This is a genomic window from Candidatus Nitrotoga sp. 1052, assembly GCF_927312905.1.
Classification (GTDB): Bacteria; Pseudomonadota; Gammaproteobacteria; order Burkholderiales; family Gallionellaceae; genus Nitrotoga.
Genome location: NZ_CAKMHQ010000062.1, coordinates 1 through 21,127 on the forward strand (window position 1 = coordinate 1; position 21,127 = coordinate 21,127).

At 51.3% G+C, this 21,127-nt stretch carries 25 protein-coding genes; 18 read left to right on the plus strand and 7 right to left on the minus strand.

Annotated features, from left to right (window positions below; genetic code table 11):
* Positions 1–88: 88 nt before the first annotated feature.
* Both MJ768_RS12190 and greB read left to right on the plus strand, forming a co-directional pair.
* Positions 89–1,981, plus strand: coding sequence for an AAA family ATPase (locus MJ768_RS12190; RefSeq protein WP_239292133.1), 1,893 nt, complete (start codon positions 89–91; stop codon positions 1,979–1,981).
* 500 nt (positions 1,982–2,481) lie between these two features.
* Entirely contained in the window at positions 2,482–3,051 is a 570-nt protein-coding gene (greB, locus tag MJ768_RS12195) for a transcription elongation factor GreB (RefSeq protein WP_239292134.1), read from the plus strand.
* A 226-nt stretch (positions 3,052–3,277) separates the two neighbouring features.
* Here greB and MJ768_RS12200 read toward each other — a convergent pair whose 3' ends face one another.
* The 6 genes from MJ768_RS12200 to purM all read right to left on the minus strand — a co-directional run bounded on the left by MJ768_RS12200 (position 3,278) and on the right by purM (position 8,918).
* Positions 3,278–3,910, minus strand: coding sequence for an NAAT family transporter (locus MJ768_RS12200; protein WP_239292135.1), 633 nt, complete (start codon positions 3,908–3,910; stop codon positions 3,278–3,280).
* A gap of 65 nt (positions 3,911–3,975) precedes the next feature.
* Positions 3,976–5,262, minus strand: coding sequence for an RsmB/NOP family class I SAM-dependent RNA methyltransferase (locus MJ768_RS12205; RefSeq protein WP_239292136.1), 1,287 nt, complete (start codon positions 5,260–5,262; stop codon positions 3,976–3,978).
* 99 nt (positions 5,263–5,361) lie between these two features.
* A complete protein-coding gene (locus MJ768_RS12210; RefSeq protein WP_239292137.1) occupies positions 5,362–6,474 on the minus strand; it encodes a DUF3108 domain-containing protein in 1,113 nt (370 codons plus the stop codon).
* A gap of 24 nt (positions 6,475–6,498) precedes the next feature.
* Complete coding sequence (locus tag MJ768_RS12215) at positions 6,499–7,227, minus strand: DUF3108 domain-containing protein (protein WP_239292138.1); 729 nt, start codon at positions 7,225–7,227, stop codon at positions 6,499–6,501.
* Between the two features lie 4 nt (positions 7,228–7,231).
* Entirely contained in the window at positions 7,232–7,870 is a 639-nt protein-coding gene (purN, locus tag MJ768_RS12220; RefSeq protein WP_239292175.1) for a phosphoribosylglycinamide formyltransferase, read from the minus strand.
* A gap of 7 nt (positions 7,871–7,877) precedes the next feature.
* Positions 7,878–8,918, minus strand: coding sequence for a phosphoribosylformylglycinamidine cyclo-ligase (gene purM, locus MJ768_RS12225; protein WP_239292139.1), 1,041 nt, complete (start codon positions 8,916–8,918; stop codon positions 7,878–7,880).
* A 63-nt stretch (positions 8,919–8,981) separates the two neighbouring features.
* Between purM and MJ768_RS15195 the strand changes: the two genes are divergently transcribed.
* From MJ768_RS15195 to MJ768_RS12285, 13 genes are all read left to right on the plus strand, one after another.
* Positions 8,982–9,116, plus strand: coding sequence for a hypothetical protein (locus MJ768_RS15195; RefSeq protein ID WP_256449863.1), 135 nt, complete (start codon positions 8,982–8,984; stop codon positions 9,114–9,116).
* Positions 9,117–9,126: 10 nt separating this feature from the next.
* Complete coding sequence (hda, locus tag MJ768_RS12230) at positions 9,127–9,795, plus strand: DnaA regulatory inactivator Hda (protein WP_239292140.1); 669 nt, start codon at positions 9,127–9,129, stop codon at positions 9,793–9,795.
* Entirely contained in the window at positions 9,792–10,454 is a 663-nt protein-coding gene (locus tag MJ768_RS12235) for an HAD family hydrolase (protein ID WP_239292141.1), read from the plus strand. Before hda ends, MJ768_RS12235 begins: the two co-directional genes overlap by 4 nt.
* A 95-nt stretch (positions 10,455–10,549) precedes the next feature.
* Entirely contained in the window at positions 10,550–11,515 is a 966-nt protein-coding gene (locus MJ768_RS12240) for a FecCD family ABC transporter permease (protein WP_256449864.1), read from the plus strand.
* Positions 11,515–12,297, plus strand: coding sequence for an ABC transporter ATP-binding protein (locus MJ768_RS12245; protein WP_239292143.1), 783 nt, complete (start codon positions 11,515–11,517; stop codon positions 12,295–12,297). Before MJ768_RS12240 ends, MJ768_RS12245 begins: the two co-directional genes overlap by 1 nt.
* A gap of 57 nt (positions 12,298–12,354) precedes the next feature.
* Positions 12,355–13,695, plus strand: coding sequence for a polynucleotide adenylyltransferase PcnB (pcnB, locus tag MJ768_RS12250; protein ID WP_239292145.1), 1,341 nt, complete (start codon positions 12,355–12,357; stop codon positions 13,693–13,695).
* A 138-nt stretch (positions 13,696–13,833) separates the two neighbouring features.
* Complete coding sequence (folK, locus tag MJ768_RS12255) at positions 13,834–14,331, plus strand: 2-amino-4-hydroxy-6-hydroxymethyldihydropteridine diphosphokinase (RefSeq protein WP_239292146.1); 498 nt, start codon at positions 13,834–13,836, stop codon at positions 14,329–14,331.
* The gene (locus MJ768_RS12260) at positions 14,321–14,962 is read left to right on the plus strand and encodes a deoxynucleoside kinase (RefSeq protein WP_239292147.1); all 642 of its coding nucleotides are present in this window, start codon (positions 14,321–14,323) and stop codon (positions 14,960–14,962) included. The genes folK and MJ768_RS12260 overlap by 11 nt, the downstream gene beginning before the upstream one ends.
* Positions 14,962–15,753 (plus strand): 3-methyl-2-oxobutanoate hydroxymethyltransferase, encoded by a 792-nt coding sequence (panB, locus tag MJ768_RS12265; protein ID WP_239292176.1) that lies wholly within the window; start codon positions 14,962–14,964, stop codon positions 15,751–15,753. The genes MJ768_RS12260 and panB overlap by 1 nt, the downstream gene beginning before the upstream one ends.
* Before the next feature lie 20 nt (positions 15,754–15,773).
* Positions 15,774–16,610, plus strand: coding sequence for a pantoate--beta-alanine ligase (gene panC / locus MJ768_RS12270; protein WP_239292148.1), 837 nt, complete (start codon positions 15,774–15,776; stop codon positions 16,608–16,610).
* 226 nt (positions 16,611–16,836) lie between these two features.
* Positions 16,837–17,217, plus strand: a complete 381-nt coding sequence (gene panD / locus MJ768_RS12275; RefSeq protein ID WP_239292149.1) for an aspartate 1-decarboxylase — start codon at positions 16,837–16,839, stop codon at positions 17,215–17,217.
* An 83-nt stretch (positions 17,218–17,300) separates the two neighbouring features.
* Entirely contained in the window at positions 17,301–17,885 is a 585-nt protein-coding gene (locus tag MJ768_RS12280; protein ID WP_239292150.1) for a hypothetical protein, read from the plus strand.
* A 128-nt stretch (positions 17,886–18,013) separates the two neighbouring features.
* Positions 18,014–18,796 carry a hypothetical protein gene (locus tag MJ768_RS12285; protein WP_239292151.1) on the plus strand — a complete coding sequence of 261 codons (783 nt, stop codon included), beginning with the start codon at positions 18,014–18,016 and terminating at the stop codon, positions 18,794–18,796.
* A 66-nt stretch (positions 18,797–18,862) separates the two neighbouring features.
* Here MJ768_RS12285 and MJ768_RS12290 read toward each other — a convergent pair whose 3' ends face one another.
* On the minus strand, positions 18,863–19,096 hold the full coding sequence (locus MJ768_RS12290; RefSeq protein WP_239292152.1) for a hypothetical protein: 234 nt from the start codon (positions 19,094–19,096) through the stop codon (positions 18,863–18,865).
* On the opposite strand from MJ768_RS12290, the gene MJ768_RS12295 reads away from it, so the two are divergent.
* From MJ768_RS12295 to MJ768_RS12305, 3 genes are all read left to right on the plus strand, one after another.
* Positions 19,089–19,403 (plus strand): aspartate 1-decarboxylase, encoded by a 315-nt coding sequence (locus MJ768_RS12295; RefSeq protein WP_239292153.1) that lies wholly within the window; start codon positions 19,089–19,091, stop codon positions 19,401–19,403. The two genes, MJ768_RS12290 and MJ768_RS12295, sit on opposite strands and share 8 nt — an antisense overlap.
* 340 nt (positions 19,404–19,743) lie before the next feature.
* Positions 19,744–20,058: a DUF883 family protein gene (locus tag MJ768_RS12300; protein WP_239292155.1), complete on the plus strand. Its 315-nt coding sequence runs from the start codon at positions 19,744–19,746 to the stop codon at positions 20,056–20,058.
* A gap of 87 nt (positions 20,059–20,145) precedes the next feature.
* Positions 20,146–20,961 carry a M48 family metallopeptidase gene (locus MJ768_RS12305; RefSeq protein ID WP_239292157.1) on the plus strand — a complete coding sequence of 272 codons (816 nt, stop codon included), beginning with the start codon at positions 20,146–20,148 and terminating at the stop codon, positions 20,959–20,961.
* The last annotated feature ends 166 nt before the right edge of the window (positions 20,962–21,127 follow it).

The window sequence follows — 21,127 nt, forward strand, 5'->3', positions numbered from 1 at the left end:
CCGGAAACTACGCACCGGACTCTGCTGTGCGGTGAATTATTCAGCGTTTCCTTAAATTCCGTAATGGCGCAAGTGTGATTGGATTGCCATGCGCCTGAAATCAGTTTTCATCAGTCAGTACAAAAATCTCAAGAATTTTTCATTGAATTTCGATGGAGCAAGTTTCATCGATGTCTTTGTCGGGAAAAACGGCAGCGGCAAGTCGAATCTGTTTGAGGCCTTGATCGAGATATTTCGCCACCTCTATGAGTTCGATAACAAGGGGAAAATCGGCTTCGAGTACGCCGTCAAGTATGAAATCAGTGGAACGGAAACTGAGATAGCCTGGAAAGACGGCAATCTCAGTGTCAATGGTAAAGTACGCAAGGCCATTGGCGACACTCCACTGCCCGACAATGTCCTGATCTACTATTCCGGCCACAACGACACTGTCGCTACGCTGGTGCAGCAATACGAATCGGCCTTCCGTAAGCGCATCAGAAAAGCTGACTTCGATGAAAGTCGTCGCTTCATCGGCATCGGCTCTGAATACAAAGCACTACTGCTGGCGGTGTTGCTGATGCAAAAGGCCGACAACAAGGCGCGGGAGTTTATCTGCAAGAAGCTTGGCATTGACCAACTCGGCATCAGAAAGCCGGGAGGTAAAGAACTTACGGAGGCAGTCGTTAAGCTTGTTCTTGAGCGCCCGGTATATGCAAACGGCGCAAGATTCGATATCAAAAACAATGATGAGAGCGACCAGTATTGGAGGCCGGAGGGTATTACCAAGACATTTCTCAAACGGTTAACAAAATGCATAGTCCACACTCCAGGAAAAATGACTGTAACCGAGGGTTACTTGGCCTCCGATGATCGCTACATCCTATACTTCAGCATCGCCAAGATTCAACAGGAATTTACTGATTACAGCGCTCAGGTATTGTTCCGCCAGTTCGACAATCTGAAAACTCTGGGCATGCTGGCCGACATTGCTATTCCCCTCACGCTAACCAGCGGTCTGGACGCCACCATCGCTCACTTCAGCGACGGCCAGTTTCAGTCGGTCTACATCTACTCCATCGTAGAACTGTTCAAAGACCGCAACTGCCTCACTTTGCTGGATGAGCCGGATGCGTTTCTCCATCCAGAATGGCAGTTCGATTTTTTGAGGCAGGTGATTGAGATCACCGATACCGCGAATAACAATCATGTACTTATGAGCAGCCATAGCGCCGCAACGCTGTGTAGTCTCGATGAGCAGAATATCAGCCTGTTCAAAATTGAAAACTCGGTAGTCTCTTGTTCAAAACGTTCAAAGAAGGAAGTGATACGGGAGCTATCCGATAGCTTCATTCAGTACTCAGAAGATGAAAGCAAACTGCTAATAGACAATGTGATCCGGTCTTCGCCTAGACCAATATTATTTGTTGAGGGCACGTCCGACGTTAGTATCCTGAATACTGCGTACACAAAGCTTTATCCGAATACAGACATCCCAATATTGATTCAAGATGCTTTTGATCGCGGTTTTATCAAGGTGTTGCTTGCACGTGATGCACTTTGTAACACTTATCCAGATAAACAATTTTTCGCGTTATTTGATTTTGATGAAGCCTATGACGACTGGAGACAATTGGGCGGGGAGCATCAAGTAACGGATATCACGCGTGGCTTGTGCAGAAAACTGCCAGATAAGAATGTTCATTCTTTCATGCTGCCTATTCCCAACAACCAGCTAAAGGCGCAGGTTTGGGATGAGACCAATCCTAACGAAAAAATAAAGCCTAAGCCACATTTCTGCGCTGAGCACCTTTTCTGGGGGGCACAAGGTTTGGATCAATGGTTCAAGACAGATGCTAAAACAGGCCTGATCAAGTTTAAGGGTGACAAACATAAAGTTAAATTTGCCAAGGAGGTCGTGCCAACACTGGATGTCACCTGCTTTGAGGTGCTGCGTCCAATGTTTGAATTCATCAAATCGAAGTGTCAGTTATCAGTTTAACTTTGGCAAGTTAAGGGGTATGGCCACGGGACGGGGGTCAGTTTCTCTTTGCCTAATAGTGAGGTTTGCCGTTTGGGAGTCTGCTCTCTTATATGGTGATTTTGACGTCGATTCGCATCTAATCGGTTGCCTGGTGCCTTAAAGATGTATTTTAAGTATTCGTGAAATAGTGGCGCTGACCGTTGCCACCACTAAAAGTGCAAATGGCGATTGAAATTTCTTTAATTCGCCTAGGTCGCCTGTAAAATGGCAAAAATGGTTCTGGAAATGGTTGTGTTGTTTACGAAGCGCCTATAGTTATTGCTTTGTTAATGGTATTAAAGCAATGTAAATCATGTGTATAGATAATTGTTTACGCCTACTAGGTAGGCACAACCGTTTTAGTGAGTTTCTATAAATCTCGAGATTACTAATCTCCGCCTCCGTCTTTATGACGGATGACGGCATTTAGTTGGAGTTGTCTATAAAATTATGGAGACTATCCAAAAGGGCGAGCGATCATGAGCAAAGCTTTTACCAAGGAAACGGACGAAAGTCTTGACGAGGAAGAGGGTCAGATAGTTTCACCTCTTCCGCCAGGTGTCAAAAACTACATAACCCCCTTTGGTTACCAGCGTCTCAAAGACGAACTTGATCAGCTATGGAAAGTGGAACGCCCGGTGTTGGTACAAACCATTACTTGGGCCGCGTCCAACGGCGACCGCTCGGAAAATGGTGATTACATTTACGGCAAGAAGCGCCTGCGTGAAATCGATCGGCGCATCCGCTTTCTTTCCAAGCGCTTGGAAAACGCCGCAGTGGTGGATCCGGTGCAGCGAGAATCGTGTGATCAAGTATTTTTTGGTGCGACAGTCACAGTGTGCAGGCAGGACGGCGCAGAACATACCTACAGCATAGTCGGCGTGGATGAAGCCGATGCCGGGCGCGGATTGATTAGCTGGGTATCACCGCTCGCTCGAGCGCTGCTAAAGGCGCGCGCCGATGATGTAGTTATGTTGCACATCCCAGACGGAATAGAAGAGCTGGTGGTGGTGGACGTTGCTTATCGGGCGATACGTTTTGACGATTGAGTTGCTGATATAAACGTAAGCTTTAAGGGCACCTCTAAAAATCCAATTTTCGTCACAATACGGCGTTACTGGAAAAAAATTATCGCTCACATATCAACTATATGCCGCGCTCAAATTTTTTACTCGTGCCTTGTCTTGCTTAGAAACTTGAATTTTTAGAGGCGCCCTTAAATATATCAGTTGGAACTTCAACAGCAGTGTTCCTCGTTCCACTCGCCCGCCCGGATTAGCCAAGGGTAGGAAATAAGCCGCGTATTCCACCCGCAATGAACTCTACAGAAATGGCCGCGAGTACCAAGCCCATTAGCCGAGTGAATACGTCAATGCCTATCTTGCCTAAACGTTGCGCCACCCACGGTGCAATCAGGAAGGTTAACCAGACCGTTACGCTGAGTAACATAATTTCCAAGCTCATGATTAAATAATGCTCAATGCCGTGCGCCTTGTGTGCTTCCAGTATCACCGCGCTGATGGAGCCGGGACCAGCCAGCAGTGGGATGGATAACGGCACGATGGCATGTATTGAGCTTGTTTCGCCCCCAGCACCGTCATTGTCGGCTTCGATGGATGTGTAGAGGTTGCCGTTCAACATTTTGAAGGCCATTAACATCAGCAGAATGCCGCCCGCCACGCGAAATGAGCTGATACTGATACCGAAAAAAGCCAGTAGTGGTTGGCCTATCAATAACGCAACCAGCAAAATGGCGCATACCGCCAGCGATGCGACGCGGCCAACCTTGGCTCGTTTTGGCGCCGTCATGCCGGAGGTGAACAGAATGATGACAGGAATGATCCCGATCGGATCAAGGATGGCGAACAGACTGATAAAAATCTTGGTGTATTCGGTGAAATCCAGCATGGCGCTCAGTCGAGAAAATGCAGCAAAATTGGTCGAATAAATCCCCGGTTATTCTTCTTTCGAACTTAGGCAGAATCGACGTTGTTCGGGGCAACCGCTTTTACCCGTTCCAGTACCGCTGCGAAGAAGGCATCGGTGCTGTGCAGTTGCGGCAGCAGTTGCAGGCATTCTTCCGCTTCCAGCGGGATTTTTTGCTGTGCGAGAATTTCTCCTGCAGGACGTAATGTGAATTCTGGATGGTCGGCAAGAAATGCATCGACTATGGCGCGGTTTTCCTGTGGCAAAAAACTACAGGTGGTATACACCAGGCGGCCGCCGGGTTTGAGCAACTTGCTGGCTGAGGCCAAGATAGAGGCTTGCAACTGGGTGAATTCGGTCACGCTTTGAGACGATTGGCGGAATTTGATGTCCGGATTGCGGCGTAGTGTGCCCAATCCGCTGCACGGAGCGTCAACAAGAACGCGGTCGATCTTGCCAGCCAGACGTTTTATTTTGCTGTCGTTTTCATGCGCTATGAGTTGCGGATGCAGGTTGCTAAGCCCCGAACGCTTCAGACGTGGCTTGAGGTTGGCCAGTCGTTTTTCAGATACGTCCAGGGCATACAGCCTGCCCTGAGACTGCATCATGGCACCCAGCATGAGTGCTTTGCCTCCTGCGCCGGCGCAAAAATCCACAACCATGTCATTGCGCTTGGGGGCAAGAAGAAATCCAAGCAGCTGGCTGCCTTCGTCTTGTACTTCTATTTTTCCGGCGAGGAACAGCGGATGCTTGGTGAGGGATGGCTTGTCCTTGAGGCGGATGCCGATGGGGGAGTAAGGCGTGGCTTGCGCGTCCATGCCTTCTGCCCGCAAGGCTTGCAGCACCTCGTCACGCGTGGCGAGCAGGGTGTTAACGCGCAAATCCAGTGCGGCGGGTTGTTGCATGGAGCGACCCAGCATGAGGATGGTTTCATCCGTCATTGTGATTTGCAACTGTTCGACCAGCCATTCTGGCAGTTCGGCCTGTACCGACAAAGATAATTCGGCAAGATTGATGGCTTTCACTTGCCCCAGCCAATCGGCCTCATCGCGTTTCAGAAGCGGGGTGAGTTCACGCAGGTTATAGCCGCTGAATTTGATCCAATAAGCCAGCGCCATGCGGCGCGGCGTGGCCTGATTGGCGCAGGCGTGCTCCAGAAACAGGCGATGTCGCAACACACCGAACACAGTTTCTGCCACCAGCGCACGTTCGTTGGAGCCAATGCGCTCGCGCTGGAAAAAGTGGCGCAGCATAGCGTCGGCGGGATGTTCCAGCGGCAGGATGCTGCGCAGGGCTTGGATAACGAGGTCTAGGCGATATTCGGTCAGTAGCATGGTTCTAAATTAGGGTAAAAGTATTCGATGCGGTGATAGAAGCGATCACAGGAATGGAGGCGAAGTTTACAGGACAGGGCTTCATGACTTCTGAATTTCTTATTCATCTGCGACGCGGATGTCAGAAATGACAACTTCCAAGACCATGTTGCCGGAACGTTTAATCTGGCGAAACTTGATTGGCAGCAGGCGATATTCCAGCCCGAGCCAGACTTCCATGCCGTCTCCACCTTGGCTATGCAGCCTGCGCAAAGGTAATGCGCGCAACTTGCCCATTGGGGTAATGATGTCCTCTTCTGCACCGATCTCAAGCTCATATTTTTCAAGTTTTTTGCCAGTGGTGATAGCTATCGATATGACTTTATTGTGCAAGGGAAGTCGCGAGAGTTGATATAAAAAGCTCAGAATGTCTTGGGCGTCGGGGGGTAGCTCAGTTTCACCGCCGTGAGAAAAATGCAATTTATTTTCTGTCCAGTTGAAGGCGACATTCATTTTTTGTTTGCCGCTGGATATATTTTGCTCTTCTTCGTAGCCTTCTGGCTGCAGCCCGAAGTTGCCAGCCTTGCCGCGGCTGGTTTGAATGAGTTGGTAGCTTTTAAACAACCGGGCTAGCCCGGTTGATTTCGTTTCCGCTTCCAGGACATATTTATCTCCACTAACTTCAAGCCGGTGGGTGATTTCGCCAATCTGGAAATTGTCCTGGCCATAGTAGACGGCAAACTTTAGCTGTGCGTGTTTTGGCAATGGATGCGACGCGACTGGTTCTTCCACCCTGGCTACTGCAGATGCTGCTTCAATAGCAGGTATTGATACCGGTTCGGGAATGGCTGCTACAGCAGATGCTGCTTCTATAGCAGGGATTGATGCTGGTTTGGGAGTGACTGCTACGGCAGATGCTGCTTCAATAGCAGGTATTGATGCCGGCTCGGGAATGGCCGCTACAGCAGATGATGCTTCCATAACAGGTATTGATGCCGGTTCTGGTATGGTTGTTACAGTACTGTCAGGTTCGGCTGGAGGGTGTGCAAGTTCAACTTCTGGCATGGGCGCGTCGGCTTGCAGAGGTATCGCTTCGAGTTTGGCGCTTAGCGGTGGCAGTAGCGCTTCGCTATTCGGCAACTCTACTTGAAAGAGCCACAGTGCTGCACCATGCAGCAGCACGGAAAGCGCGATGGCAAGGGTGATGCGTCTGGTGGGCGTGCCAGAATTCATTTCATAAATAGCCCAGAATGATTGCTACTCAAAATTTATTTGGGTCAACACCTGCGTGAATTTGTCACCGTTGGACTCGGTGATGGTCATCTTGTAAGGAAAATTGCCGTGTTCTGTTGCCAGCCAGATTTCAGTTCGATTCTCACCGTCTTGCGGCGGGTTGGCTACGTACACTGCCTTGAATGTGCCGAGCGGAATCGTCATGCTTTGGTCGGGGGTAATGCGATAATTGTATTCATCCACCTTACTGCCGTTAGTCATGTTGAAGTTGAGCTCGGTGGCATTTTGTAGGGGCGCGAACATGAACTGGTACATCGCGCTTAACCGGTCTTGAGTTCCAGCTTGCAGCGGCAGCGTGCGTTTCCCGGCGCGGTCAGTCAGAGTAATGTTTTTAGTCTTCCAGTCAAAGTCGGCGCGCGTATTTCGCTCGGTATCGAGTTTGCGCTCCTGAATAAAAGTGAGTGGGCGTAAGCCCTTCACTGTCAGGATACCTTCGCTGGTGACGCGGATGACTTCCGCCTTAAACATGGCGAGCAAGCCGATTGCTTTGGTTACGCTCTCAATATGGTAGCCGCCCTGCGTGCGGGTATAGTTTTCTGTAATGGTCGCGACTTTAATATTGCCTTTGAGTACATCGTAATGGGCACCAACATTGGTGAACTGTACCGGCAAGGAGGGAGTAGCAGCGAATACTGCTTGCGGTGCAGTACTGACAAGAAGTAGCAAGCCGGCTAGATAAATGATGTTCAGCATTAACTTATTCCATTTCCGGAGATATTAGAGCGCAACCGGGCTGTTCCAGACGTTTCATTAACACCTTGCCATCCGCACTCAGGCTGATATCGCCGTTGCAGAACCAACGGATGGCTTGCGGAAAAATGCGATGCTCTTGATATAACACGCGTGCCGCTAAGGTTGCCGGGGTGTCGTCCATGAGCACCGGCACTGCGGCCTGGATGATGATGGGACCGTGATCGACGTCGCCGGTGACGAAATGCACGGTGCAGCCGTGGATCTTCACGCCGTCCCGGAGCGCGCGCGTATGAGTATTCAGGCCACTATATGCGGGCAACAGGGAAGGGTGGATGTTAATAAGTTTGTTTTGATAGCGTGCCACGAACTGAGGGGTGAGAATGCGCATGAAGCCGGCAAGCACGATAAGGTCGGGCCGGTAACTGTCTATGCAGTTGGCTAGCTCGGTGTCGAAAGATTCGCGGTCTGGATGGCTGTGATGCGCCACGACCCGCGTTGTAATCCCATGCTGTTTGGCAATTTCCAATCCTGGGGCAGCGGCTCGGTTGCTGATAACCGCCGCTATCCGGCAGGGCAGGTCGGATTCCAGCAGTGCGCGCAAATTACTGCCGAGGCCGGAAATCAGAATAACGATGGACTTCATTGATACGTTAACAGATTCGGGTTTGTGTTTCATCGCCTGTCCGCGCTTCAATTGTGCCTATGCGCCATACGGTTTCTCCGGCGGCGACCAGCTGGGCGATTGCGTCTGCGGCATCATTCTGATCCACGATAACCACCATGCCGATGCCGCAGTTGAAAGTGCGATACATTTCCTGCTGATCTACGTTGCCCTGTTCGCGGAGCCACTCGAACAGCTTGGGTGTGCGCCAGGATAGTCCGTCGATCACGGCGGTGACGTTGGAAGGCAGCACACGCGGCACATTTTCAAGCAGGCCGCCGCCAGTGATGTGTGCCATACCTTTTATCCGGAGGGTTTGCATCAGCGCCAGCAACGGCTTCACATAGATACGCGTGGGCGCCATAATGCAATCAGCCAGCGTGTGCTCACCATCAAATTCAGCATTGAGGTCGGGCTGGCTGCGCTCGATGATTTTACGCACTAGCGAGTAACCGTTGGAGTGCGCGCCGTTAGAGGCGAGTCCCAGCACTATGTCGCCAGGCCGAATGTCAGCGCCGGTGATGATGTTGGCTTTTTCCACTACACCCACAGCAAAACCGGCGAGGTCATATTCGCCCACCGGATACATGCCCGGCATTTCGGCGGTCTCGCCGCCTATGAGCGCGCAACCGGCCAGTTCGCATCCTGCCGCTATGCCCTTGATGACTTCGGTGGCGGCATCCACATCCAGCTTGCCACAGGCGAAATAATCGAGGAAAAACAGCGGCTCTGCGCCCTGCACCAGAATATCGTTGACGCTCATCCCAACCAAGTCGATGCCAACGGTATCGTGACGATTCAATTCGAATGCCAATTTCAATTTGGTACCCACGCCATCGGTGCCAGACACCAGCACCGGCTCGCGGTATTTTTTAGAAATTTCGACTAATCCGCCAAAGCCGCCTATGCCACTCAGAACTTCCGGGCGCATAGTACGTTTGGCGAATGGTTTGATGTTTTCCACCAGACGGTCACCTGCGGCTATGTCTACGCCGGCGTCGCGGTAGGAAAGGGTATTAGGTAAGCTCAAGTTGAGTTCTCGCTTTCTTCGGGATACAGTGAAGGCTATTTTCTTAGCGATATTTTACCCCAAATGACCATTCAACGCTTCGCCGCACTTCAAGGGGGTGCGCTTGCTTACTGCTCGACCCTTCCCGTGCGGGCAGCACTGTTGGTCGGATTGGGCCATGTCCAGGGCATGGTAGCTATCTATATCCGTGTATCGTGATTCATTTTTTATGACGCAATTATTATTAAACATCACTCCGGACTGGTTGCCCACGCTAAATAATTTCGTACCGGGCCGTAACGTTGAGTTGCTCTCGACATTGCAACATGCATTGGCAGGAACCTCGAATGAACGGTGTTTCTACCTATGGGGCGAGGTGGGCTGTGGCAAGAGCCATCTTATGCAGGCAGCAGTGGTGCAGGCACGCTCATTGGGACAGTCCGCAGTCTTTGCTCATGGCGCTGTGCCGGATGTGGTTTCAGTGATTGCAGTGGATGATGTTGAGGTGCTGGATGATGCAGCGCAGATTGCGCTCTTCGCCCTTTATAATAGGGTGCGCGAAAGCGGCGGCATGTTGCTGGTTAGCGGTGTATCCGCGCCGGCCCATTTAAGTGTGCGCGATGACCTGCGCACCCGGTTGGGCTGGGGGCTGGTATATCAGGTGCATGCGCTGAATGATGCAGAAAAGGCGCAAGCATTGGAGCAGCATGGACAAGCGCGCGGCTTCATCCTGCCGCCTGAGGTGACGCAATATCTGCTGCGTCATGGACGGCGTGATATGCCTGCGCTGCTCGGGCTGCTGGATGCACTGGACGCGCAGTGTTTGCGTTTACAGCGTACGCCGTCGGTACCATTGCTGAAAGAAGTGATGCAAACTTTTAACTTGGAGTCAGTGTGAACCTTGCGCTATTTGATTTAGACAATACCTTGCTGAACGGTGACAGCGATTTCGAGTGGGCTCAATTTCTCATCGAGCAGGGCGTGCTCGATCGCGAACTGTTTGAGGCGAAGAACTTGGCTTTTTATGAGCAATACAAAGCTGGTACGCTGGATATTTATGAGTTCCTCGACTTCCAGTTGAAACCTTTGTCGCGTCATGCGCGCAAGGTATTAAATGGCTGGCGTGACGACTTCATGCAGCACAAGGTGCGCGGCATGATGACTGTGCCTGCGCAAGAGCTAGTGGCGCGGCACCGTGCGGCGGGGGATGTGTGCATCATCATCACTGCCACTAATAGTTTTGTGACCTCGCCGATTGCGCGCGAATTCGGCGTGGAACATTTGATTGCTACCGAGCCGGAAGAGAAGGACGGTGAGTTTACCGGGTGTGTGGTTGGCGTGCCGTGCTTCCGTGAAGGCAAGATTACCCGGTTGGAAAACTGGTTGGCACAACGAGGATGGGGGTGGGATAGTTTTGCCGATAGCTTTTTTTACAGCGATTCTTTGAACGACCTGCCGTTGCTGGCGAAAGTGAACAACCCAATAGCTGTCGACCCGGATGCAACTTTACGCAAGCATGCAGAACAGCATGGCTGGCGTATTTTGACTTTGCGTTGAGGGCTGGCGCAATAGGGCAAGCAGACTATAACCAGTACGTTGCGTTCTGTTCTGGAAACGCATTATTTGAATTGATTGCTGATGTCAAATAAATAATGCCCCCACGAGTCCTTTTTTTCCTGCTGATATGCTCAGTCCCGCTCAGTCTAGGCTTTGGCCTGATGAACGGTTCGTTGCCACTTGCGCCGATTGAGGTGTGGTACGCTTTGTTGGGCAATAACGAAGACACTGCAACAGAGGTGTTGTGGCAGTTGCGCTTGCCGCGTGTACTGGCGGCATTTGTCTGTGGCGGGCTGCTGGCGTTGTCCGGTGTGCTGTTGCAGGCGCTGTTGCGCAATCCGCTGGCAGATCCTTATATTCTCGGTATTTCCGGCGGCGCGGCGGTGGGTGCGCTGGCCGCCATGTTGCTCGGCGCGGGGTTGGCTACCACGCAGTTATCTTCGTTTACGGGTGCATCGCTGGCTATAGTCGCGGTATTTGGTTTGGGTTTTCGACACGGCGAACGAAACATCTACCGCCTGTTGCTTACCGGCGTGGTGCTTTCTGCTGGTTGCGGCGCGCTGATCAGCCTGCTGCTGACATTAGCGCAGGGTGAGCAGGTGAAAGGCATGTTGTTCTGGCTGATGGGGGATTTATCGCATTCGCAAGGCTTGCCATTTGCCTGGTTTGTGCTGTTGGCAGTGGGGCTGTGTGCCACGGTGCTGTCCGGCGGGCTGGATGTGCTGGCGGGCGGACTGGACAAGGCGGCGGCACTGGGGGTGGCGGTTGGTCGCTGGCAGGCGGGATTGTATTTCGCCGCTGCTGTGCTTACTGTGACCGCGCTGCAACTCGGCGGTAGCATAGGTTTCGTCGGTTTGATGATACCGCATGCCATTCGCCTCCTAGGTGTCAGCGCACACCGCTGGCTCATTCCATCGTCGACTTTATTGGGCGGCAGCTTTTTGGTGCTGGCCGATACTTTGGCACGTATGGTGTGGTCGCCGATGCAATTGCCTGTGGGTATATTAACAGCGCTGCTGGGCGTGCCGGTATTGCTGTGGTTGTTGAGTCGGCGGAGCTGATGCAAGCATTTAATAATCCGGTTTTGGAAGCACATAAACTCACGGTAGCAATAGGCGGCAAGATGATATGCCGTGAGCTTGATATCGTGATTCGTCCAGGCGAATGTTGGGGTGTATTAGGGCAGAACGGGGTGGGTAAGACCACCTTGCTGCGCACGATGGCCGGTTTGCATACGCCACAAGCTGGCATGGTGAGTTTGAATGGTGTGGCACTGGCCGCCCATGCTAGACGCAGCCTCGCGCAGCATATGGGGGTGTTGCTGCAAAATGAAGGAGGTGAATTTTGGGGTAGTGTGCAGGAATATGTATTGCTGGGCCGCTTTCCCCATCGCGCCTCATTGTTCGGTTATAACGCACAGGATGAAGCGCTGGCGCAGCAGGCTTTGGCGCAGATGGAGTTGGAAGGGCTGGCACAACGACCACACAATTCATTGTCAGGCGGTGAGCGGCAGCGTGTTGCAATTGCCCAGGTGCTGGCGCAGCGGGCACAGTGCTATTTGCTGGATGAGCCATTACAGCATCTTGACTTGCGCCATCAGGCACAGACGATGCAAGTGTTCAGTCATTTGAAGGAGCAAGGCTGTGCGCTTATGATGGTGCTGCATGACACTCTTTGGGCGCAACGCTGCTGCGATCATGTGCTGCTGCAGTTTGCCGATGGTCATGCGTTGCATGGTACGGCGCAAGAGTTGCTGACACGCGCACACCTGGAGGCGCTGTATCAGTGCCCGTTACGCGAGCTGTCCGTGGAGGGAGAACGCTGGTTTGTAGCGGGTGTATAATCCGTGCTCCTAATGTTGCCGCGGTTTATTGCGGCATTTCTGTCACAGTAGAAAGCAATGATAAAAAAACTGCTCAAGCGCATGTTCGGAAAATCTGTCCGCACTCGGATAGACGGAAATTGTCACATCATCCCCTTCGATGTGCATGGCGTTAGCCGCGATGGCATCAGCCCCGCTGCGCGTAAAGTGACTGATGGTTTGCAGGCGGCGGGCTACGCGGCTTTCGTTGTGGGCGGTGCGGTACGCGATTTATTGCTCAATCGCCATCCCAAAGATTTCGATATTGCAACTGACGCCACGCCGGAAGAGGTGCGCCGCGTGTTCCGTCGTTCGCGCATCATCGGGCGACGCTTCCGTTTGGTGCATGTATTGTTTGGCGAGGAAACTGTGGAGACTTCCACCTTTCGCCGCAAAATAGAGAGCGAAGATGCGGAAACTGATGAACATGGACGGTTGTTGCGTGACAATGAATTCGGCGACCAGGAGCAGGACGCGGCACGACGCGATTTTACTGCCAACGCGCTATTTTATGATCCGTCCAGTCAGGAAATTTACGACTACCACAATGGCTATGCCGACATCTGCGCCAATACCCTGCGCATGATCGGTGATCCAGCCGTGCGTTACCGCGAAGATCCAGTGCGTATGTTACGCGCGGTGCGCTTGTCGGCCAAACTGGGCATGAAGCTGGAGGCTGCTACCGCCGCACCCATCGCAAAAATGAAAGACTTGCTGGGTAACGTACCGCAGGCACGCTTGCTGGATGAGATGCTTAAGCTGCTGTTATCGGGGCATGCGTTGGAGTGCGTCAAAAAACTACGATCTATGGATTTACACCATGGACTGTTGCCGATGCTGGATGTGATACTGAAACAGCCTTTGGGTGAAAAATTCGTCATGCTGGCTTTGCAGAATACCGATCAGCGTATTCATGATGGGAAATCTGCATCGCCCGCTTTCCTGTTTGCCGCGCTACTGTGGCACCATGTACTGTCTGCCTGGAAAGTGCATCAAGACGCAGGCGAGCGTCCGATCGCAGCGCTACATGCAGCGATGGATGAGGTACTCAGCAGGCAGCAGGCGCAGCTCGCCATCCCGCGCCGTTATGATGCGGTCATGAAGGATTTGTGGTTGTTACAACCTCGTTTTGAACAGCGCGGTGGGCAGCGGCCGTTTCGCTTGCTGTCTCAGCCGCACTTTCGCGCCGCTTATGATTTTTTGCTGCTGCGTTGTGAAAGTGGCGAGGTGGATTCGCAACTGGGTTTGTGGTGGGACGAGTTTCAGGATGCCACGGACGAGCGCCGCGCCGAAATGCTATTGCCTGGCGAAGGGGTCAAGAAACGCCGTCGTCGCAAGAAATCGGGCACGACAGTACCAGTGGAAGTGCCTATTAAATGATGAATATCAAGGAAGCCTGCATTTGCGGATGGGAGAGTAAGCGATGCACTTTATTTTGCCTGCCGACTTTCGTTAAAATGCGATGGGTATCGCTTCGCCGCACACATCCTGCTGAAATCGCATAAGGCATATTTAAGAATGAATTCCAAGCATACGGCTTTCATTGGCTTGGGCAGTAACCTGGACGATCCGTGCGAACAGGTATTACATGCTTTGCGGGCGTTAGCCAGCTTGCCACATACCCGAGTATTGGCGAGCTCTTCGTTCTACCGCAGTGCGCCAGTCGGCTATCTCGAACAGCCGGATTTCATTAATGCGGTAGCGCAATTGGAAACGACATTGGGTCCTCGCGCCCTGCTGGATGCGCTTCTTGGACTTGAACGCGAATGTGGTCGCACGCGAGAGTTTCGTAACGCACCGCGAACGCTGGATTTGGATGTGCTGTTGTATGATGATTTGCGTCACCATGAGCATTGCCTGACCATTCCTCATCCGCAGATGCACCTGCGTGCATTCGTGTTGCGTCCCTTACTGGAAATTGCACCGGATTGTGTTATTCCCGGTGTGGGTGCGGTGGCAGAAGCATTGCTAGGTTGTCAGCAACAGCAATTGGAGCGGATTGTAGATGTTGTTTGATAAGTACCGTTACGTAGTGGTCGAGGGACCGATCGGGGTGGGCAAGACCAGCCTGGCGCGCCGTCTTGCTAAACATTATGAAGCGACTGCGCTGCTGGAAAAGCCCGAGGAAAATCCTTTTTTGGCGCGATTTTATGAAAATCCCGCGCGCCATGCGTTGTCCACTCAATTGTTCTTCTTGTTTCAGCGTATTGATGAGGTACGTGATTTAGCGCAGATGGATTTATTCCGCACCAGTACCGTGGCGGATTATTTATTCGACAAGGATGTGCTGTTTGCCCGCTTGAATCTTAGCGATGATGAATTTGCACTTTACCAGAACATCTACCACAACCTGGCACCGCAAGTGCCTGCACCGGATTTGGTCATTTACCTGCAAGCCTCGCCGGAAGCTTTGGTCGAGCGCGTGCACAGACGTGCCACGCCTTACGAGCGGCAGATTGCTGATTCCTACCTGATGCGTCTGGCGCAGGCTTATAGCGATTTCTTCTATCATTACGACACGGCGCCAGTGTTTATCGTGAACAGTGAGAATTTGAATTTTGTGGATAGCGACGAGCATTTCGCTTTGCTGTTACAGCGTATCGAGGGGATGCGCGGGAAGCGTGAATTCTTTAGTAGAGGAGCATGATGCGAACGACATTAACGTCATTGCAGGCTTTACGTGACAAAGGCGAAAAAATCGCTGTGTTGACCTGTTACGACGCCAGCTTTGCGGCGTTGCTCGAAGCAGGCGGCGTAGACGTGCTGCTGGTGGGCGATTCGCTCGGCATGGTATTGCAAGGGCATGAGACCACTCTGCCGGTGACCTTGGACGAGATGGTTTACCACACAGCTTGCGTAGCGCGTGGGTCGAAGCAGGCATTCATAATCACCGATATGCCGTTCGGCACCTTTCAGGTCAGCCCGGAAAAAACATTTGAAAATGCCGCGCGCCTTATGGCAGCGGGCGCACAAATGATCAAACTTGAAGGCGGTGCGGCGATGGCCGAGACTATTTCCTTTCTCTCCGGGCGTGGCATTCCAGTATGTGCCCATATCGGGCTTACTCCGCAGTCAGTGCACCAGATAGGCGGTTACCGTGTGCAGGGCAAGAATGAAGCCGACGCGCAGCGTCTGCTGCAAGATGCAGTAATAGTCGAGCAGGCTGGGGCTGGACTGGTGGTGTTGGAAGCCATGCCAGCGCTGCTGGCCGCAGAAATTACCGCCAATCTTTCTATTCCTACCATAGGCATAGGAGCGGGCGCGGCTTGCTCCGGCCAAGTGCTGGTGTTGCACGACATGCTGGATATTTACCCAGGCAAAAAAGCACGCTTTGTGAAGAATTATATGCAGGGTGCACAAGGCATTGCCGACGGGGTGAAGCGTTTTGTGATTGAGGTGAAATCCGGCGCCTTTCCCAGTGCGGAACACAGCTTCTGAAATTTTTTTAAGGGGCATTGATGCTAGTGATTCACACCATTGTCGAACTGCGCGCACGTTTGCAAGGTGTAACTGGCATCGCCTTGGTGCCGACCATGGGCAATCTGCACCAGGGGCACCTTGATCTGGTGCGGATTGCGCGCCAGCATGGTCAGTTTGTGGTGGTAAGCATATTTGTCAATCCGCTACAGTTTGGCATGAACGAGGATTATTCCAAATACCCGCGAACACTCGAGCAGGATTGCAAAATGCTGGAACAGTGCGGGGTGGATATGGTATTTGCGCCGAGCGAGCGTGATTTATATCCGCAGCCGCAGCAAGTGACAGTGGATTTACCGCCCATCGCCAATGAGTTATGCGGTGCTTTCCGTCCCGGTCATTTTCGCGGTGCGGCGACGGTGGTGCTGAAACTGTTCAATATTGTACAGCCGCGCATCGCGGTATTCGGCAAGAAGGATTATCAACAGTTGTATTTAATACGCCAAATGACGGCACAATTGAATCTGCCAGTAGAGATTATCGGCGGCGAAACTGTGCGTGCATCGGATGGCCTGGCGCTGAGTTCGCGCAATCAATATTTGAACGTTGCGGAGCGAACTGAAGCGGTTTTTCTATATCAAAACCTTGTTGGAATTCGTCTGGCCATTATGGATGGTGCGACGGATTTCTTTAAACTGGAACGACAAGCTATCGAAGTGCTTACCGCGCGTGGCTGGCAGGTCGATTACGTGACGATACGCGCTCAGTCCAACTTGGCTGAGCCAACAGAGAGCGAGTGTAATCTGGTCATATTGGCTGCGGCTAGGCTAGGGCAAACCCGACTTATAGACAATCTGGAGGTCTTAAGAGAGTGGTGATTGGGTTGCCATTATTATCAATTCAAAATTTTAAAGTAAGATAAGGCGTGCAGAGATTTAATCAGACAAGCCACAAACGAAGGTCCGCAAGAAATTTGAATATACCGAATGGTCGAATACATAAATAATAGAACTTCATGGGTGAAACAGTATTGGGACGAAATTTGGATTTACAGAGGCGGCCTTATATAATGCCTGCCCTTGTTCTCCCGTAGGGGGTAACGCAATGCAAAGAACTATGCTCAAAGCCAAATTGCATCGAGTGCATGTGACGCATTCGGAATTGCATTATGAAGGCTCGTGTGCGATCGATGAGGATTTATTGGATGCCGCTGATATCCGTGAATACCAGCAGATCGATATTTATAACGTCACCAATGGTGAACGTTTCACCACTTATGCCATCCGCGCACAACGCGGTTCCGGCGTCATTTCGGTGAATGGCGCAGCGGCGCATAAGGCCAATCCAGGCGACATTCTAATCATCGCCACTTACGCAATGTATACCGAACTGGAGTTGCAGAAATTTCATCCCCAACTGGTGTACGTGGATGGGCGCAACCGTATTATTGCCCAGCGCGATGAAATTTCAGTTCAGGCAGCGTAGCCAATTCTCTGGTTGGCCTTGGAATAAATCGAGTCTGAGCCTATAGATTTTCCGACCCAATGAAACCAATCCTCCTCGCCGTCATGCTTCTCTTCACCACCCTGAACGCGTCTGCGCTCAAGGTAAAAATCACCGCAGCAACGGAAGGTGCAGACAAGCCCGCCGTTGTCGGAACGACCAATCTGCCAGACGGAATTGAATTGATGGTCACGCTTCGGCGCAAGGAGAGTGCCTTCATGGCCCAAGACAAGGCCAAAGTGACTCAGGGCAAGTTTCGTGCGGGACCTTTTTCACAGAAAGGTGTGCCCTTGAATCCGGGAATCTATTCCATCTCTGTGAGCATGCCAATTGCCTCAATGCAGCCGCCAGCAACGTGGCCGACTATTGGAAACGACGGAGACAAACTCGAAGGTCCGCTAACGAAGAAGTCCAGTTTTGGTGGGCGTGTCGCCGAATACAGTACAACTTTCAAGATCGGCGACGGAAAGGCATCTGGGAGTCAGGACAATGCGGCTCGTGCACAGTCAGAGAAGGACAAACACGCCTGGTGGCTGCAGTCGTGCAAGGACATATGCAAGCTTGCGCAAGGAATGGCCTCGAAGAAGGGCGCAGCATTTGACTTTGATCGCTGCTATTACAAGTGCGTTGCTGATGAAGGCAAGAAATAGCGCGGTTGGGCACAACCGTATAATTGCCCAGCGAGATAAAATTTCAGTACGGTCAGCGTATCCAATCATATGATTATATTGGAATAAATAGAGTATTATAGATTTTTCTCAACGTCGTTAGGCCGCAGATGACCAATGCTTCCGCACCCCCACCACCTAAAACAGCCGGGTTCCACATCACTCGTGGGGTAGCACTTCGAATCCCTGTAGGTGGACTCACTCTCACCCTCGACGACGACGGTGAAGCAAAGATGGAGTTGAAGGGACTACTCTTGCGCCTCGACACATCGGTCCACTGGCTTGAAATCGCAACTGACCATCTGGCGCAAGCAAAGACCGCGCATGAGTCAATGGCCGCCGCGCATGCTGACGGCAAGGGCACGGGAGACCTGCTTCAGTCAACATTCAAAGCAGCAATGCAGGCAATTGTGGCAGGCGCGACATTCTTTGAAGCCCTGTACGCGGCGTCAAGGGACTGCATGCCTCCGGGCAGGCTAGCGCCACGAGCTTCGGATCGCTCTGGAGCTAAACGATCGGCCCTGGTTACTGAACAACTGAAGAGGTCGTTTGGGCTCAAGCCAAGGAAGATGGCTGACCTGGCTAGCGTCTTGTCCGAGGTCTACCGATTTCGCGATGAAGCAGTGCACCCTTCATCGTCCTTCGGCACACCGGCGGTCCATCCCATGCTTGGTGTAATGGTCGAAAGGCGCTTTGCAATGTACACCTACCCAAATGCGCAACTGCTCGTCCGCGCTGCACTAGCCTACTGCAAGATTCTTCCGACCATTGGGAAGAAGGACGGTCCGAAAGAAATACAGGAGCTTGCCCAATACCTGCTTACTGCTGGTGAGCCGCACTTTAACCTATGGGACAAAACGTATGGCCCGCTGCTCGATGCGACTGCGGCCTAGCAATCAATAGGGTCTGACTTGATGAAATAAAGCGGCCTGACATCGGCACGCGACGCCCAGCGCAAATTAATCGATCAATTCAATCGCCAAGTTATCCGCCCACAGCGTTCCACCATCTTCCAGCATCACGCCAGCTATTAGAGAATAGGCAGAAGGCGGGATTTTGAGTTCGATGGAGTAACGCTTCCAGTCTTGCGTGCCTTTCACGCGGTCATTTTGCATGAAATTCCAGGCCAGGATTTGGCCACTTCCGTCATCTGCACGAAGGACGAGTGCGCCGCCAGCTCCGTTGATGTCCACGCCTCTAAGCGAGCCAGAAAGCCGCGCTGTCTTGTTGTGCCATGAGGGATGGACGGCGATCGATTGTTGGAGCAAACCAAAAGGTTCAGAGCCATGGCGCCTGATTCGCGCACAACGAGGTTCCGGCGTCATCTCGGTGAATGGCGCAGCGGCGCATAAGGCCAATCCAGGCGATATCCTAATCATCGCCACTTACGCAATGTATACCGAGCTGGAGTTGCAGAAATTCCATCCTCAACTAGTGTATGTGGATGAACGTAACCGTATTATTGCCCAGCGAGATAAAATTTCAGTACAAGCAGCGTAGTTAATCCTTCTAAGTAGTCTTGTTTCTTCTCAGTCCCACAGTTGCTGCTCTGTATGCGACAGTAAGCTAGCTATGTGGGGCTCGCTTTCCACTACGTCGGCCACCTATAAGAGCATCGTCAATCTTGATCAGATCTTGCAGGCGATAGAGGCTGCGCCCTAAAAATCGCTTTATCATTATGCGTTTATTGGTCAATATGGATTAATTTACAATTATGTTCGCTACCGAACCGACTGTGCTTATTATTAATAATATATTGCAGCTGGTTTCTGAACACTTGGAAATTTTTCAACTACATACTATTTAGGTATCTAATTTTTAACATGAAATGGAGTATGACATGACTCAATATATTAGCCAGAATTTAAAACATGATTTACTCAAAGATTTTAATGCCGTTGTAAACGAAGGTGAGCAATTGTTGAAGTCTGTGGTCGATGAAGGTGGTGATAAAGCTAATGCTTTACGCGCAAAGATGGAATCAAATTTGAAGGCAGCCAAAGATAGGCTGCGCCACATCGAAGAAACTGCAATTGAAACTACCAAGACGGCAGTTCGGGCAACTGACAATTATGTTCATGAAAATCCTTGGCGTGCCATAGGTGTAGCTGTTGGAATCGGAGCAGTGATTGGGCTGCTTCTGAATCGTCGTTAATTTTTCCGGGTTTTTGTATCGAACGGTACAGCAGCTATTCGCGATGCAGAATATTGTGATAGGCAAGCAAGAATCGTAAAGGAAAGCATGTTTAATAATAAGATTTATTCGGCAATATTTGTCAGTTTGTCATTAGCTGCAGTTGGCGGATGCCAAACTACTACTTCTGGCGGTGTGGTCGGCGCACAGCGATCTCAGTTAATGCTTGTTTCTTCACAGCAGTTGGAGCAAATTGCCGATCAAAGCTATACCAAGCTGAAGGCAGAAGCAGAACAAAAAGGGACGCTGAATCAAGATCGCGCAATGTTGGAACGGTTGCTTACGATTACCAACCGCATCAAGCCACATACTGCAACATTCCGTCCTGATGCGCCAAGTTGGAAGTGGGAAGCCAATATAATTAGCGACAAACAGCTTAATGCATTTTGTATGCCTGGCGGTAAAATTATTTTTTATTCCGGGCTGATTAATGAGTTAAAGCTAACCGACGATGAAATTGCAATTGTATTGGGGCATGAGGTTGCTCATGCCTTGCGCGAGCATTCTCGTGAACAGGTGTCTCAGGCAATTGCTGCCAATACCACAATTAATATTGGCGCCGCATTGTTAGGTTTACCTGGAGGTTCTGCTGATCTGATTGGCGCGGGTTATCAGGCATTAGTCGCAACCAGATTTAGCCGTACTGACGAGACTGAGGCTGATCGCATTGGTTTGGAACTAAGTGCACGAGCAGGCTACGACCCACGCGCAGGAGTTACATTGTGGCAGAAAATGATGAAGGACAAAGGCGGCCAGCGCTCACCTGAGTTTCTGAGTAGCCATCCAGCTGACTCAACTCGCATTCGACAGATTGAAACGCTGTTGCCAACCGTCATGCCACTTTACGAAGCTACACGTAGATAACTAAAGAATCGTCTGAGTGTCGCCAAATATGTTCGCTAGCGCACTGAACAGATTTTGGAAGTATGAAAAAATTGTAATATAAGTTGATGAATATTTGATGATATGGATTTATAGGATAGCTATAGATTTATATTCTGTTTCTAGCTAAATTATATTGGAGAAGAAT